Origin of the sequence: Limnohabitans sp. MMS-10A-192 (assembly GCF_003063335.1) — a bacterium.
In the GTDB taxonomy this organism is placed as follows: domain Bacteria; phylum Pseudomonadota; class Gammaproteobacteria; order Burkholderiales; family Burkholderiaceae_C; genus Limnohabitans_A.
This window is the reverse complement of the sequence record NZ_NERX01000007.1, coordinates 1-15,014: the sequence shown is the minus strand read 5'-3', so window position 1 is coordinate 15,014 and position 15,014 is coordinate 1. Positions and strand designations below refer to the sequence as shown.

Annotated in this window: 15 protein-coding genes; 6 read left to right on the top strand and 9 right to left on the bottom strand. The window is 55.6% G+C overall.

Annotated elements, in window-relative coordinates:
• Positions 1–43: 43 nt before the first annotated feature.
• The 3 genes from B9Z43_RS13740 to B9Z43_RS13730 all read right to left on the bottom strand — a co-directional run bounded on the left by B9Z43_RS13740 (position 44) and on the right by B9Z43_RS13730 (position 3,613).
• Positions 44–1,837: an acyl-CoA dehydrogenase gene (locus B9Z43_RS13740; protein ID WP_108326523.1), complete on the bottom strand. Its 1,794-nt coding sequence runs from the start codon at positions 1,835–1,837 to the stop codon at positions 44–46.
• 75 nt (positions 1,838–1,912) lie between these two features.
• Positions 1,913–2,845, bottom strand: coding sequence for an electron transfer flavoprotein subunit alpha/FixB family protein (locus B9Z43_RS13735; RefSeq protein WP_108326522.1), 933 nt, complete (start codon positions 2,843–2,845; stop codon positions 1,913–1,915).
• Between the two features lie 12 nt (positions 2,846–2,857).
• Positions 2,858–3,613: an electron transfer flavoprotein subunit beta/FixA family protein gene (locus tag B9Z43_RS13730; RefSeq protein ID WP_108326521.1), complete on the bottom strand. Its 756-nt coding sequence runs from the start codon at positions 3,611–3,613 to the stop codon at positions 2,858–2,860.
• A gap of 291 nt (positions 3,614–3,904) precedes the next feature.
• Between B9Z43_RS13730 and B9Z43_RS13725 the strand changes: the two genes are divergently transcribed.
• The 3 genes from B9Z43_RS13725 to B9Z43_RS13715 all read left to right on the top strand — a co-directional run bounded on the left by B9Z43_RS13725 (position 3,905) and on the right by B9Z43_RS13715 (position 6,793).
• Entirely contained in the window at positions 3,905–4,921 is a 1,017-nt protein-coding gene (locus B9Z43_RS13725) for a TRAP transporter substrate-binding protein (protein WP_108326520.1), read from the top strand.
• 94 nt (positions 4,922–5,015) lie between these two features.
• Positions 5,016–5,504, top strand: coding sequence for a TRAP transporter small permease (locus tag B9Z43_RS13720; RefSeq protein ID WP_108326519.1), 489 nt, complete (start codon positions 5,016–5,018; stop codon positions 5,502–5,504).
• Positions 5,501–6,793, top strand: a complete 1,293-nt coding sequence (locus tag B9Z43_RS13715; RefSeq protein WP_108326518.1) for a TRAP transporter large permease — start codon at positions 5,501–5,503, stop codon at positions 6,791–6,793. Before B9Z43_RS13720 ends, B9Z43_RS13715 begins: the two co-directional genes overlap by 4 nt.
• A 67-nt stretch (positions 6,794–6,860) precedes the next feature.
• On the opposite strand, the gene B9Z43_RS13710 is transcribed toward B9Z43_RS13715, so the two are convergent.
• The 3 genes from B9Z43_RS13710 to B9Z43_RS13700 are packed head-to-tail and all read right to left on the bottom strand — an operon-like array spanning position 6,861 to position 9,923.
• Entirely contained in the window at positions 6,861–8,135 is a 1,275-nt protein-coding gene (locus tag B9Z43_RS13710) for a mechanosensitive ion channel family protein (RefSeq protein ID WP_108326517.1), read from the bottom strand.
• Positions 8,123–8,917 (bottom strand): enoyl-CoA hydratase, encoded by a 795-nt coding sequence (locus B9Z43_RS13705; RefSeq protein ID WP_108326516.1) that lies wholly within the window; start codon positions 8,915–8,917, stop codon positions 8,123–8,125. Before B9Z43_RS13705 ends, B9Z43_RS13710 begins: the two co-directional genes overlap by 13 nt.
• Positions 8,918–8,969: 52 nt before the next feature.
• Complete coding sequence (locus B9Z43_RS13700) at positions 8,970–9,923, bottom strand: histone deacetylase family protein (RefSeq protein WP_108326689.1); 954 nt, start codon at positions 9,921–9,923, stop codon at positions 8,970–8,972.
• 140 nt (positions 9,924–10,063) lie between these two features.
• Here B9Z43_RS13700 and mltB point away from each other — a divergent pair, with 140 nt between their 5' ends.
• The 3 genes from mltB to B9Z43_RS13685 all read left to right on the top strand — a co-directional run bounded on the left by mltB (position 10,064) and on the right by B9Z43_RS13685 (position 13,254).
• Positions 10,064–11,203: a lytic murein transglycosylase B gene (gene mltB, locus B9Z43_RS13695; protein ID WP_233253968.1), complete on the top strand. Its 1,140-nt coding sequence runs from the start codon at positions 10,064–10,066 to the stop codon at positions 11,201–11,203.
• Positions 11,200–11,421, top strand: coding sequence for a TIGR02450 family Trp-rich protein (locus tag B9Z43_RS13690; RefSeq protein WP_108326515.1), 222 nt, complete (start codon positions 11,200–11,202; stop codon positions 11,419–11,421). The genes mltB and B9Z43_RS13690 overlap by 4 nt, the downstream gene beginning before the upstream one ends.
• 1,080 nt (positions 11,422–12,501) lie before the next feature.
• Positions 12,502–13,254, top strand: a complete 753-nt coding sequence (locus tag B9Z43_RS13685; RefSeq protein WP_108326514.1) for a DUF4145 domain-containing protein — start codon at positions 12,502–12,504, stop codon at positions 13,252–13,254.
• Between the two features lie 169 nt (positions 13,255–13,423).
• On the opposite strand, the gene B9Z43_RS13680 is transcribed toward B9Z43_RS13685, so the two are convergent.
• The 3 genes from B9Z43_RS13680 to B9Z43_RS13670 form a co-directional block, all read right to left on the bottom strand.
• Positions 13,424–13,681, bottom strand: a complete 258-nt coding sequence (locus tag B9Z43_RS13680) for a hypothetical protein (RefSeq protein ID WP_146183931.1) — start codon at positions 13,679–13,681, stop codon at positions 13,424–13,426.
• 18 nt (positions 13,682–13,699) lie between these two features.
• Positions 13,700–14,137 (bottom strand): DUF6641 family protein, encoded by a 438-nt coding sequence (locus tag B9Z43_RS13675; protein ID WP_108326512.1) that lies wholly within the window; start codon positions 14,135–14,137, stop codon positions 13,700–13,702.
• A 339-nt stretch (positions 14,138–14,476) separates the two neighbouring features.
• Complete coding sequence (locus tag B9Z43_RS13670) at positions 14,477–14,773, bottom strand: hypothetical protein (RefSeq protein WP_108326511.1); 297 nt, start codon at positions 14,771–14,773, stop codon at positions 14,477–14,479.
• Positions 14,774–15,014 lie beyond the last annotated feature (241 nt).

Below are 15,014 nucleotides of genomic sequence, written 5' to 3'. Positions count from 1 at the left end.
CGGATCAAGTCCGGCATGACAAAGAGCGGCACTCGCCAAGCGATCAAAACGCGTCCAGCGCCAACTCGGTCACGCTGCCTGCACCTTCGACGATGCTGTCGCGGATACCGGGCACCTTGGACAGAATGTGGTCGGCATAGAAACGCGCTGTCGTGACCTTGCTGGCCATGAAAGCGGCGTCTTGGGCTTGCGCCTCGGGCGTCAGGGCCACCAACAAGGCACGGCCCATCTGCCAGCCCGCCATCAGGTTGCCGGTGAGCATGAGGTAAGGCACGCTGCCTGCAAACACGTCGTTGGGCTTGGCCTTGGTGTTGCCTGCCACGAAGTTGACCACGTCCACAAAGGCTTCGCGGGCGGCCTTCAAGCGGCGGGCCATGGCCAGCGCGTCTGCGTTGCCGGATGCCACCAGTTGCGCCTCGGTTTGGGCCACTTGATCGGCCAGGGCTTTGGCGGTTTGGCCACCGTCACGCGAGGTCTTGCGACCCACCAGGTCGTTGGCCTGGATGGCGGTGGTGCCTTCGTAAATGGTCAGGATCTTGGCATCGCGGTAGTACTGGGCGCAGCCGGTTTCTTCGATGAAGCCCATGCCGCCGTGCACCTGCACACCCAGGCTGGTGACTTCCAGGCTCATCTCGGTGCTGTAGCCCTTGACCAGCGGCACCATGAATTCATAGAAAGACTGGTTTTGCTTGCGCACTTCGGCATCGGGGTGGTGGTGCGCGGCGTCGTAGGCAGCGGCGGCGACCGAGGCCAGCGAACGGCAGCCTTCGGTGTAGGCGCGCATGGTCATCAGCATGCGGCGCACATCGGGGTGGTGAATGATGGGGCCAGCTGCCGGCAAGCTGCCGTCGACCGGGCGGCTTTGCACACGGTCGCGGGCGTATTGCACGGCATGCTGGTAAGCACGCTCGGCGATCGAGATGCCCTGCACGCCCACCGCATAGCGGGCGGCGTTCATCATGATGAACATGTACTCCAGGCCACGGTTTTCTTCGCCCACCAGGAAGCCGATGGCACCGCCGTGGTCGCCGTATTGCAGCACCGCTGTGGGGCTGGCCTTGATGCCCATCTTGTGTTCGATGGAGACGCAATGCACGTCGTTGCGCTCGCCCAATGAGCCATCGGCATTGACCATGAATTTGGGCACCACAAACAGGCTGATGCCCTTGACGCCTTCGGGCGCGCCCTGCACACGGGCCAACACCAGATGGATGATGTTCTCGGCCATGTCGTGCTCACCGTAGGTGATGTAAATCTTGGTGCCAAAGACTTTGTAGGTGCCGTCGGGCTGGGGTTCGGCGCGGGTGCGCACGGCAGCCAAGTCCGAGCCCGCTTGGGGTTCGGTCAGGTTCATGGTGCCGGTCCACTCACCCGAGATGAGTTTTTCGAGGTACTTGGCCTTCATGTCGTCCGAGCCGGCCGTGAGCAGCGCCTCGATGGCGCCGTCGGTCAGCATGGGGCACAGGGCAAAGCTCATGTTGGCCGAGTTGAGCATTTCGCCGCAAGCGGCGCCGATGGTTTTGGGCAGGCCCTGACCACCAAACTCGGCCGGGTGCTGCAGGCTTTGCCAGCCACCTTCGGTGAACTGTTTGTAGGCTTCCTTGAAGCCCGGTGTGGTTGTGACCTGGTTGCCGCTGTGGTGGAAAGACGGGTTCTTGTCGCCTTCCCAGTTCAGTGGCGCAATCACTTCCGTGTTGAGCTTGCCGCACTCTTCAAGCACCGCTTGCGCGGTTTCCAGACCGGCGTCTTCAAAACCGGGAATCTGCGCGATCTGGTCGATGCGGGCCAGGTGCTCGATGTTGAACAGCATGTCCTTGAGGGGGGCGGTGTAGCTCATGAAAGTCTCCGGTAAGTCTGTGTGAAATTACAAAAAAGGCATCGCGAACGATGCCTTTTGTGAGGTGCTGAAAAATCAGAGGGCCTGGGTCAATTCAGGCACAGCGGCAAACAAATCGGCTTCGAGGCCAAAGTCCGCCACGCTGAAGATCGGGGCTTCAGGGTCCTTGTTGATCGCCACGATCACTTTGGAATCCTTCATGCCGGCCAAGTGCTGGATCGCACCCGAGATGCCTGCGGCGATGTACAGCTGAGGTGCAACGATCTTGCCGGTTTGGCCCACTTGCAGGTCGTTGGCGGCGTAGCCTGCATCGACTGCGGCGCGGCTGGCGCCAATCGCTGCGCCCAGCTTGTCGGCCAAGGGCGTCATCACTTCGTTGAACTTTTCCGAACTGCCCAATGCGCGGCCACCGGAGACGATGATCTTGGCGGCGGTCAACTCGGGGCGGTCGTTCTTGGCGATCTCGCTGCGCGTGAAGCTGCTCTTGCCGCTGTCGGCTTGGGCGGCTGCGCTTTCAACGGCTGCTGCGCCACCGGTGGCGGCTGCAGCGTCAAAGCCTGTGGTGCGCACGGTGATGACTTTGGTGCCGTCGGTGCTTTGCACGGTGGCGATGGCGTTACCGGCGTAGATTGGGCGCTCGAAGGTGTCGGCCGAGATGACTTGGGTCACATCGCTGATTTGCGCTACATCGAGCTTGGCTGCCACGCGGGGGGCCACGTTTTTGCCAGCCGCAGTGGCTGGGAACAAGATGTGGCTGTAGTTGCCAGCGATGGCCAGCACCTGGGCTGCGACGTTCTCGGCCAAGCCGTGTGCCAGGGCTTCGCTGTCGGCGTGGATCACTTTGGCCACGCCTGCGATCTGGGCAGCAGCAGCGGCCGCAGCGCCTGCGTTGTGGCCAGCCACCAGCACGTGCACGTCACCACCGCAAGCGGCGGCAGCGGTCACGGTGTTCAGGGTCGCGCCTTTGATGGATGCGTTGTCGTGTTCTGCAATAACGAGGGAGGTCATGTTCTTCAGTCCTTAGATCACTTTGGCCACGTTCTTGAGCTTGTCCACCAGGGTGCCGACATCGGGCACCTTGATGCCGGCGCTGCGCTTGGCAGGCTCCATCACCTTGAGGGTCTTGATGCGGGGGGCCACATCGACGCCCAAGTCTTCCGGCTTGAAGTTGTCCAGCTGCTTTTTCTTGGCTTTCATGATGTTGGGCAGCGTCACATAACGCGGCTCGTTCAGGCGCAAGTCGGTGGTCACCACGGCAGGCAGGCTGATGGACAGCACTTCCAGACCGCCATCGATCTCGCGGGTCACCTGGGCTTTGCCGTCAACGATCTCGACCTTGGAGGCAAAAGTCGCTTGGGGCAAATCAGCCAAAGCCGCCAGCATCTGGCCGGTTTGGTTGCAGTCGTCGTCAATTGCTTGTTTGCCCAAAATGATCAGGCCGGGTTGCTCTTTGTCCACCAGCGCCTTGAGCAGCTTGGCCACTGCCAGGGGCTGCAGGTCCAGGTCAGCAGGGGTCTCGACCAAGATGCCGCGGTCTGCGCCGATGGCCATGGCGGTGCGCAGGGTTTCCTGGCACTGGGCCACGCCGCAAGACACGGCGATGACTTCGGTGGCAAAACCTTTTTCTTTCAGGCGAACAGCTTCTTCAACGGCAATCTCGTCAAAGGGGTTCATGCTCATCTTGACGTTGGCAATGTCCACACCGGAACCGTCGGACTTGACGCGCACTTTGACGTTGTAGTCCACCACCCGCTTCACGGGAACCAGAATTTTCATGAAAGCTTCTCCATTGAAAGATCAAAACCGTTGACGATCACATGCACGCCACTGAAAGAGTTGACGTTGACGTAAACGTCAATTGTGCATCAAAACACTTTGCAAGACGAGACATTATCGGTAAAAAAGCACGGTCGTTCGGGTTTTTTAATCCCTCGCGATGAATTTGGAAACATCCTACCCTCTGGAATTTCCCGACCAAGGAGTCGGGGAATCAGGGTAAGCATGGATTCAGTTCTGGGCAAAGAGCGATTAGATTATGTTTTGTAACCAATTTGATGGAGCATTCTGATGAAGAAAACCCTGATTTCCATGGCAGCTTTGGCCTTGACCAGCATCGCTGGCGTTGCACAAGCGCAAACCGTTTTGACGGTCTCCAGCTGGCTGCCCCCCACACACACCGCCAGCATGGCGCAAAAAGAGTGGTGCGATCTGCTGACAGAAAACACCAAAGGCCGCATCAAGTGCAACATGCTGCCGCGAGGCGTATCGCCTGCACCGGGCACTTATGACGCCATCAAAAACGGTTTGGCCGACCTGTCCTACACCGTCCATGGCTACACACCCGGCCGTTTTGTCATGACACAGATGACCGAGCTGCCTTTCTTGGGCAACAGCGCAGAGACCATCTCCGTGGCCTTGAGCCGCGTGTCTGGCAAAAACCCTGAATTCGCGGCGGAACACCAGGGCGTCAAAGTCCTGACCCTGTTCTCTCATGGTCCTGGCATTGTGTTCAACACCAAGCGCCCCATTGCCAAGACAGACGACCTGAGTGGCCTGAAGTTCCGCGTGGGCGGCGGTATGGTGAACGACATCTCCAAAACATTGGGCATGAACGCCACCTTGAAGCCCGCACCCGACTCCTATGAGTTGTTGTCCAGCGGTGTGATGGACGGCACCCTCTTCCCGGCCGAGTCCACCGAGTCGTTCCGCATCGACAAAATCATCAAGCACGCCACCACCTTCCCAGGTGGCCTGTACAACACCAGCTTCGTGTTCATGATGAACCAAGCCAAGTACGACAAATTGTCGGCCGAAGACAAAAAGGCAGTGGACGCCATTTCTGGCGAAACCGCAGCGCGCATCTTTGGCCGTGGCTGGGACAAAGTGGACCGCCGTGCTTTCGCGTTGATGCAAGTCAACGGCGTGCAAGTGACCAAGGCAGACGCCAAATTTGTGGCCGACATCAAATCCAAGACCGCCCCCTTGGAGCAAGGCTGGATCAAAGCAGCTGAAGCCAAAGGCCTGAAGAACCCGGCGAAAGTGCTCAGCGAATTCCGCGCAGAGATCGCCAAACTCGAAAAGTAAACCGGACCTTCACCCAGGCTGGTCGGCTGAACTAGACTTCAGCCCGCAGCGGTATCTGCCCTAACCGGTGGGTACCGCTTTTTTTCATGAAGGAATGATTTTGAAAAAACTATTGGAAACGGTCTGCGGCATTTTGGCCGGACTGGCGCTTTTTGCCATCATGGTGCTCACCTTCTTGGACGTGAGTGGTCGAAAAATGCTCAACCACTCCATCACCGGATCGCTGGAGTTGACCGAACTTTTGATGGTGGTGGTGATCTTTGGCGCCCTCCCCCTTGTCTCAGAGCGCGGTGAACATGTGGTGTTCGACTCTTTGGATGCACTCGTGCCCGATGCCCTGAAAAGAGTTCAAAGGGCCTTGGTGCATCTGCTGTGTGCGGCAGCCCTGATGGCGCTGGGCTGGCTGATGTGGCAAACCGGTACGGATTTCATGGCCAGTGGCGAAACCACCGCCCAACTCAAAATTTTGAAAGCGCCTTTCATTTACGGCATGGGCTTGCTGTGCGGCTTCACCGGCCTCATCCATCTGAGCCTGATGCTGCGCCCACTGGATCATGAAGAAACCGAAGGAGGCGCCCTGTGATTGAAGCCCTGATTGGATTTTCGGCCATTTTTGTTCTGGCCCTGTTGCGCATTCCCCTGGCCTTTTCAATGGGCCTGGTTGGCCTGGTGGGCATTGGCTTGACCCGCGGCTGGATCCCCGCCATGGCCAGCACCGCACAAGTGGTCTATGACACCGGTTTTGCCTACACCTTGTCGGTCATCCCCTTGTTCATCTTGATGGGCAACTTCGTGGCCCGTGCAGGTCTGGCGCACGAACTGTTTCACGCCGCCTACACCTTCATCGGTCACCGCCGTGGTGGTCTGGCGCATGCCACCATCGCTGCCTGTGCAGGTTTTGGTGCCATTTGTGGCTCGTCCATTGCCACCGCCGCCACCATGAGCAAAGTGGCCTACCCGTCCATGAAAAAACTGGGCTACAGCGACGCCATGTCCACCGGCGTGATCGCCGCCGGCGGCACTTTGGGCATCATGATTCCACCCTCAACCATCATGGTGATCTACGGCATCATCACCGAGACACACATTGGCAAACTGTTTGCTGCCGGCGTGATCCCTGGTGTGTTGACGGCTGCGCTGATGATGGTGGCCGTGGTCATCATGACCTCGCGCAACCCCGAGCACGCGCCCGCAGGCGAAAAGTTCAGTTGGTCCGAGCGCTGGGCAGCTTTGCGCGGCATCTGGGGCGTTTTGTTGCTGGTGGTCGTTGTCTTGGGCGGCATTTATGGCGGCTTTTTCACGGCCACAGAAGGCGCCGGCATGGGGGCCATGGGCGCGTTCTTGTTTGCGCTGGCCCGACGGGCCCTCAGCTGGAAAACATTGTTCCAGGTGCTGGTTGAATCGGCGCGAACCACCGCCATGCTGTTCACCTTGCTGATCGCTGCGACGATTTTTGCCAACTTCGTGAACTTCACCAGCATGCCCATGGAGCTCAAAGAATGGATCACCCATTTGGGCCTGTCGCCCATCATGATCGTGGCGGCCATGATGCTGATCTACATCCTCTTGGGCACGGTGATGGAAGAGCTCACCATGGTGCTGTTGACCATTCCACTGTTTTTCCCGATCGTGATTCAACTGGGCTTTGATCCGGTGTGGTTCGGCGTGCTGATCGTGATGGTCATTCAGATCGGCCTGATTTCACCCCCTGTGGGCATGAACCTGTTTGTGCTCAACACCTTGTTGCCCAAAGTCGGCTTGCTGACCATCTTCCGTGGCGTCTGGCCACTGGTGCTGGTGCTCATCGTCACCTTGGGCATTTTGTTGGCATTCCCCGGCCTGAGCCTGTGGCTGCCGTCCATGATGGATTGAACGAAAACATGCCCAAGAAAAAGGCTCGCCACAGGCGAGCCTTTTTTCTGACGCTCTCCAATTGGCATCAGGGGGGAGATTGCAGGTGCACCACACGCTGTGGATAAGGAATTTCGATCTGGTGTGCCTTCAGGGCTTTCAAGATGGCCAGATGAATGTCGGACTTCAAATTGAGCAAACCACTGGCAGGGTCTTCAAACCAATAACTGACCGTGAATTCCAGTCCATCAGCGCCAAAGGCTGACAAAGCGACAGAAGGGGCGGGATCAGCCAGGACACGCTCTTGTGACGAGCACGCCTGCAACAAAAGGCCGATGACCTGATCGACCGGTGAATCGTAGGCCACCAGCACAATCACTGTCTGTGCCAGTTTGGCGTCACTCAAGGTCATGTTCTCCACGCGCTGGGTGATCATCAACTCGTTGGGCACGATGGACTCACGGCCATTGGGCGATCGAATCACGGTGTAGCGGGCCTTGATGTCTGTGATCCGGCCTTCAAAGCCATCGACTTTGACCGTATCGCCAATGCGCACACTGCGCTCGGCCAGGATCACAAAACCACTGACGTAGTTGGCCGCGAGCTTTTGCAGACCGAAGCCAATGCCCACGCCAACAGCGCCGCCCAGCACCGACAAGGCCGTCAAATCAATGCCCACGGAAGACAGCGCCATCAGCAAGCCCACAAACATGAGCATGGCTCGCACGGTGTTGCTGATGACTTTGCGCAAGGACAAGTCACTGCCCGTGGCCGACTTGAGCAAGCGCGCTTCGATGGCCGCCGAAATCCACAACACCACGATCAGCACAGCACCGGCAGTCAATGCGCCTTCGATCAAAGTGCGCACCGAGACCAAGGTGCCTCCCAACTTCCAATGGATCTGGTCGAGCTCACCCAGCACCAAGGGCAAGATGCCCGTGACCCACAAAACCACACAAGCCCAAGCCAGCCACGAAATGGTGCGCTCCAACGCCCGCACAAAGACGGCACCGGAAAAAGCCACCTGGAGCACCTTCACCCCAAGGCGAATCACGGCCAAAGATGTGCAAACGGGCAGCAAAATATCAAACACGGCAAGCGGATGATCCTCTGTCAACAGCGTACGCGCCACAAAGGTCAGGCCCAGCAACAAGATGGGAAACAAGACCCCATCCACCAACTGGTGTCCCAGCAAAATCTTCAGCTCATGGCCGCGAAGCAAACGCCGCAAACCCCAAACCATGATCCAGGCCAAAAACAAACACAGGGCAAAGGCAGCCAATGCCTGCAATGACTCTGGGCGAGCCAAGGAGTCCAACCAGGCCATGGGATCGGCCACATGGACGGTTTTCAGATTCGCCATGAGGGATCCCTTTTCTCAATGAAGGCCTGAACGCCCTCTTGCGCCACCTCGTGCACCATGTTGCAAGCCATGGTTTGACCGGCCAACTGGTAGGCCGCCTCGATGCCCATCTCGCGCTGCGTGTAAAACAACTGCTTGCCCATGCGCACCGCTTCACGGGGTTTAGCCAGGATCGCATTCACCAATTCATCCACACGGGCATCCAGCTCCTGCGGTGGCGACACGCGATTGATCAAACCGCGCTGGCAAGCCTCATCGGCCGAAACAAAGCCGCCCGTGAGCAACATTTCCATGGCCTGTTTGGCGTGCATATTGCGCACCAGCGGCACGCTGGGTGTGGCGCAAAACAAGCCGACATCGATGCCATTGACGCCAAACTGAACGCCCTGCGCGGCCACCGCCAAATCACATTGCGCCACCAACTGGCAACCCGCCGCCGTCGCCACGCCTTGGACTCTGGCGATCACAGGCACGGGCAAGTTTTGAATGGACAGCATCATGCGCGTGCACTGGGCAAACAGCTTTTGGTAATACGCCAGCTCAGGCTGAGCACGCATTTCCTTGAGGTTGTGGCCTGCGCAAAAAGCTTTGCCTGTCGCCCCCAAGACCACGACACGCGCATCGGCGTCTTGCGCAATCTGATGGAACGCGCTTTGCAAGGCCTCCAGCATGGCCTCGCCCAGAGTGTTGAAGCTGGCGGGGCTGTTGAGGGTGAGTCGGTGCACGCCGCGCGCATCGCGCTCGTGCAGCAAGATGTTGGTGTTTTCAGCTGGTGAGTTCATGCACTCGATTGTGCACAAAGAAGGGCTGGCCTGCGGCAAGCTGGGCAGCCGCTCACACGTCCGCCAGAACCCTCAAATGCGCTTCCACGCTGCGGCTCAGAGCGCTGAGGCTGTAGCCGCCTTCCAGGCAACTGACGATGCGCCCCTGGGCATGGCGCAGGGCCACATCCTTGATGCGCTGGGTGATCCAAGCGTAGTCTTGCTCGACCAGGCCCATTTGCCCCATATCGTCTTCGCGGTGGGCATCAAAACCGGCACTGATGAAAATCAGCTCGGGCTTGTGCGCTTCCAGCCTGGGCATCCACATCATGTCGACCAGCTCGCGAATGTCCATGCCACGGGTGTAGGCCGGCACCGGCAAGTTCAGCAGATTGGATGCGGTCGATTGCGAGCCGCCCTCGGGGTAAAAAGGGTGCTGAAAAAAGCTGACCATCAAGATCCGCTCATCTCCGGCCACAATGTCTTCGGTGCCATTGCCGTGGTGCACATCAAAGTCGACAATCGCCACACGTTTCAGGCCGTGGCGCTCCACCGCGTGCTTGGCCGCAATGGCCACGTTGTTGAAAAAGCAAAAGCCCATGGCCTTGTCGCGGCAAGCGTGGTGGCCCGGCGGGCGGGTGGCGCAGAAGGCGTTTTCCAATTCGCCCGCCATGACGGCGTCTGTCGCCTCGATGGCCGCGCCCGCAGAAACCAAGGCGGCATCCCAGGTGTGCACGTTGATCGAGGTGTCCGAATCCAGCGCGGTATGGCTGGGGCCTCCGGCGGCCATGTCGTCGCGCAAGTTGTCACTCAAGCCACGCAGGGCGGCCACGTGCATGCGCCCATGGGCCAGCTCGATGTCGGCCAGTGCGGCCGGTCCCGCCTCGCGGCGCTGCAAAGCCATGTCCAGACCGGTGATCAACAAGCGGTCCTCAATGGCACTGAGCCGCTCGGGGCATTCGGGGTGGCCAGCGCCCATCTCGTGCTTCATGCACTGGGGGTGAGTGAAATAACCTGTAGCGCCCATACGGCTTGTCTTTCTGCCAAAGCGGAGTCCCTCGGGACTGTTGCTTTTCTTGAATTTTTCGAATTGATGGCCCAGCTTATCACGCGCCATCTTGCACAAGTCTGAGCCAAATCATGCCCGGCGGCCATTAAACTGCCTGCATGCATTTTGAAACGCCATTGCGCCATCCAAGTCTCAAACAACTGCCCCTCATCGGCGGCCTTTGCGCAGCCCTGTTTTTGACCTCGCCCCCAGCCTTGGCCCAAAAGGCCCCACACAACAGCACGCACGCCAAATCTGGCAAATCACACAACGCCAAACCCAGCACGAAGCACACAGGCTCCCCCCTCAGCGATGACATCCATGTGATGGCCTGGGCCCAGGAAGCGGCAGCACGCTTGCAACTGGACCCTTCGTGGCTGCAAAGAACAATGGCACACGCCCAACGCCTGCCCTTGGTGGAAAAACTGGTTCTGCCCCCCGCCTCACCCACGGCGAAAGACTGGTCTGCGTACAGCGCCCGCTTCATAGAGCCCACACGCATCCAAGCCGGCGCACGATTTTGGCGCAAACACCAAAGCACCCTTGAGAGGGCCGAACGGGAATTTGGCGTACCCGCCGCCATCGTGGTCGGCATCATCGGCGTAGAGACCCTGTATGGCCAAAACACCGGCAACTTCCGTTTGGTGGATGCACTGGGCACCTTGGCCTTTCATTTCCCGCAGGCTCACCCCCGTGCCACGGAAAGGCAGGCATTTTTCCGCAGCGAGCTGGAGCACTTTTTGGTACTGAGTGCGCGCAGCGGCGCAGACCCCTTGGCGATTCGCGGCAGCTATGCCGGTGCCATGGGCTTGCCACAGTTCATGCCATCCAGTTGGGCCAAATACGCGGTGGACTTTGACGGCGACGGCCGCATCGACCTGTTTGGCAGCACCGCAGATGCGATTGGCTCAGTGGCCAATTACTTCAAAGCCTTTCAATGGCGCACCGGCATGCCCACGCACTACCCGGTGAGCCTGAGCGCCCAAACCGACATGGACAGCCTGTTGGCACCCGACATCCTGCCCACCTTCAGCGTGGCCAGCTTCACCGCCAAAGGCGCAGGCCTGAATGGCGCGGCCTTGGCGCACCCCGGGCCCCTGGCTCTGATCGAACTGCGCAATGGCAGCAACGCCCCAAGCTATGTGGCGGGCACAGAAAACTTCTATGCGATCACCCGGTACAACTGGAGCAGCTACTACGCCATGGCGGTGATCGATCTGGCCGATGCGGTGGCGCGTGAAGTGCAAAGCAAGCCATGAACCCGCTGAACCCCAAAAAACTGCTGCTGACCAAGTGGACGGCGGTGAAACCCGTGGCCAAACAAAAGCACTTTTTGGTCAGCCGGGTGATCCAACCCGAGCAGCCCACCGATCCGATTGAGTTGGTGGAAATCGAAGCGGTTTTTTCAAAGGCAGCGCAAGTGATTGCTTGGCGTGAGCTGCAGGACGACAGCGTGTGGCGGCAGGGTTGGGTTTGATGGTCTTTGCAGATTGACAACACATTTTTTGGCGATAGCATCGTTGTATTGATCTACGGAAAGTTACCAATGATAAAAAAATTAAATATTTTAATTTACTGCATTACATTGACCGCATGTGCAAGCTCACCATTTCTTGCTAGTTCTTGGACTCGTGCAGGGGATCATCCATTGACAACTCAGTCAAATCTTAATCGATGCAGCGATGAAGCGTTAACTTTATACCCTCCCAGTTTTATAAAAAATCCTACGCAGATAATTAATGGTTCTACATACTGCTCTGGATCTTCCTCAAGTATTAATTGCCGAACCAATCCTTCAATAATTCTCGAAGGCAATACAGAAGATAGTAATCACTACAAAAGATTTGGACATGTGTATGGTTGCATGTCAAATATGGGTTACGCCAAGCGGTAATTTTAGTTATTCAACTTCATGAAATTCATAATAGCACTATTTTTAACAACCCTTTCAATATCGAGCTGGGCTTGGCCAACTTTGCAACTGTCATTTTCTGGAAATATTGTGAAACATGCCGGGCGATACGAGTCTTTCAATATTGATATATCAAGGATTCGAGGTTGGGACAAGTGCACATTTTGGCCTATAAAAGAAAAAGAACTTGATCGAGTGAGTGTGACCTGTTTCGCCAAAAGTGGGGTCGCTCTTGGTCTTGATTGCTATTCTGAAACAGCAATGCTCTTTCCCACCACTGATGATCCGAAAATTTGGCTTCACCTTGTCCTGCAATGTAAACCTTGAGATTGAATAGATTCTTGGCTGATTCGTAGATTCGAATATCTATAATCCAAATTCTAGGCCGAGTAAGAGGTAATTGAGATCGCGAATGGCATTATCAGGGAACTTTTGTCGGTTCACAGCTGAATTTTCGTGAATATTGATCTGACGCTGTGGTCAAGGTTGGCTGCTTGAGGTGTCCTCGCTGGCTCACGTGCTTGGCCATCAAATCAGCTAGAAAATTTTCGTCAAATTCCAGATGTTGATGACCAACCGCTTGATGATGTGTGGTGCTAGTGAATATTTTGCACATTTCTCTGCCAAGAACTAAGAGGCTGATGTATGCCAGTTGATCGAACTCTTTTTGATGAACCATTATCCGAATCACGTGCACCTAACTGGCGTTGCCCGCGTTGTAATGGTGGACACCTTCGACTTATGCCGGAAACATTGCATAAAAAGTTTAGTGGTGACACTAACCAAGCCTATAAAGAAGAGGCGTTTGACTATGACTGGATCATTACCAGATTCGTTGCAATCGTTAAATGTGATAACAATGAGTGTCAAGAAACATCGGTAGTTGCTGGTATCGGCAAAGTCATCGAAGTCCCTAATTGGGAAGCTCAAGAGATTGAATATGAAGACCGGTATTTCCCTACTTACGTTAACCCCTCCCCTCCCATTATTCCTCTGCCGAAAAAGTGTCCTGAGTCTGTAACAAACGAACTAAAAATCGCAGCTGTATCACTCTGGGGTGATGCAGCATCATCAGCGAATCACTTGAGATCAGCAGTTGAGCGTCTCCTTGATGTACTGAAAGTCCCCAAAACGAAAAAAGGAAAGAACGGGCGTGAAAGATTAAGTCTACACATGCGTATTGAAATTTTTGAAAAAAATCATCCTGAGCAAGGCCAAGCATTAAAAGCAGCTAAGTGGCTAGGTAATGCAGGCTCTCATGCTGGTGTGATTGAAAAAAAAGATGTCTTCAATATGTTCGATATCTTGGAGCGTGTACTTGAGGATATCTACGCTCCGCACACAAAAAATTTGGCAAAACTTATTGGCGCAGTCAATAAAGCGAAAGGGCCTGTTTGAGTTCAGTACATGGAATCCGCTGGATTTTTCTACAACGTGCTACTCAAGAATCAATCAAAATTTGGCCGCGACCCATCACAGCTATGCCTGTCGTCCCCAAAAGAATGGTGTACAAAGAAAGGCCAGTTCTTTCTTTAAGAAACCAAGGTTTTGATGCGGTTTTTCCGAATCACAAGGTTTGATTGGGATTGTTGGTCGGTCGCCCCTTGCCCTGCTGCTTGATCTGTTTGACCAAAGCTTTCTGACGCTTCTGGAAGTCTTTTTCGGTCTTGACGGCAGACTTGGCCAGCTCAGCCGAGTGTTTTAGCTTGTGCAGGCGGGCTTCTGGTGGGCTTAAGGGCTTGATGTGTTTGACGGGTTTGAATTCATAAAATCGCATCAAGTATTTATCAGCAGCACTGCGATTGACGTTTAAAACGACAACCACAGTGCATCAATCAGGCCATCACTTGCCAAAGCCCTCTCGAAGCTTGATGCTGGCCGCTTCGATCTGCGCATCCAACTCCCCTGCTTCCACGGCCTTCTTGACCAATTCAAGCGTTGGCACCAAGTCATCCACAGTGGCCATTTCGATGGATGACTTGCCCTTGGCCAGATCAATAACGCGACTGCCATAGCGAATGTTCATGGCCAACTTGCCATCCGTTGTGATCCACCACCATTGCCGAACTTTTTTGGGCAATTCAACGCTGCGGCTATTGCCCTCTTCATCGCGAACAGTCTTGAAGCGGCGCACTGTGTATGTGCCCCCAGCGCTTGTGGCTTTTGCAAGCTCGATCTGCTCCCAAATCTTCTTGCCCAACTTCAAACGGCGATGAACAGCGGGTGTCATTGCTTGGGATTTCTTAGCTGTGCTCAGCTTCAATGTTGTGAGTGCGGACATCAATTACTCCTGTGTGTTGTTGATGTCCACAACTTTATTTTCGGCATTATGGATTGAGCAACCGAGGCTGTTTGGTGTCCCATCAAGTTGGCGGGTTTCTGGTCATTTGAGCTTCAATGCGTTACTTCCCATTCTGTCTTGTTTAGTGGATCGCTTCGCGGACACATTCCATTCATAAGTGGCAGTAGCACTGAGCTTCAATCAGTTCACGCAACACCAGATCACCTCACACGACATCTGATCTGTCACATCACACATCTCACACATACATCTGCAAATCACAAGTCAAATTCCGTTACGAAAATCTCTATAAAGCTATATAAGAGAAAAAAGTAACGGTCATGTTTTATCGGGGGAATCAACACCCCTTGATGTTGCAGACATCTTGGCCTGTGTGGCCTTGCGTTGCCTGTATCGCTTTTGCTTTTCTGCTGGTGTCATGGCGATCTTGGTCTTCTTGCGAGGGGCCTTGTTCATGCAGGTTAAAGCAAAAGGACTGATCTGTTTGATCTGGGCACGTGCGTCAAAGAAATCCATCAATCCCATTGCGATCTCGTGATCGAGCACGAAGCAATGAACTGGCTTGCTGTTGCCATCAACACGCAGGGCACTGCGCATAAGGATTTGATAGAACATGTAGCTGCCAAATGCTCGTGCAATGAAGCCATCAACTTTTTCAGTCCAAAGACCGGCCGCTTCGGCTTGCTGTGTCAGAAAGGCCTTGAATGACCATCCGGGCTTGAGTGCAGTGTGTTGATTAGCCAGTCAAACTGAGCCAGTGTTTGCATCGAATATTGAGCCACTGGTTTTTAAAGAATTGGCTTATTCGGTTGTGGATAAGTTTAGCTGCTCGGTGCTTTTGCCCCCTTTCGTTTTG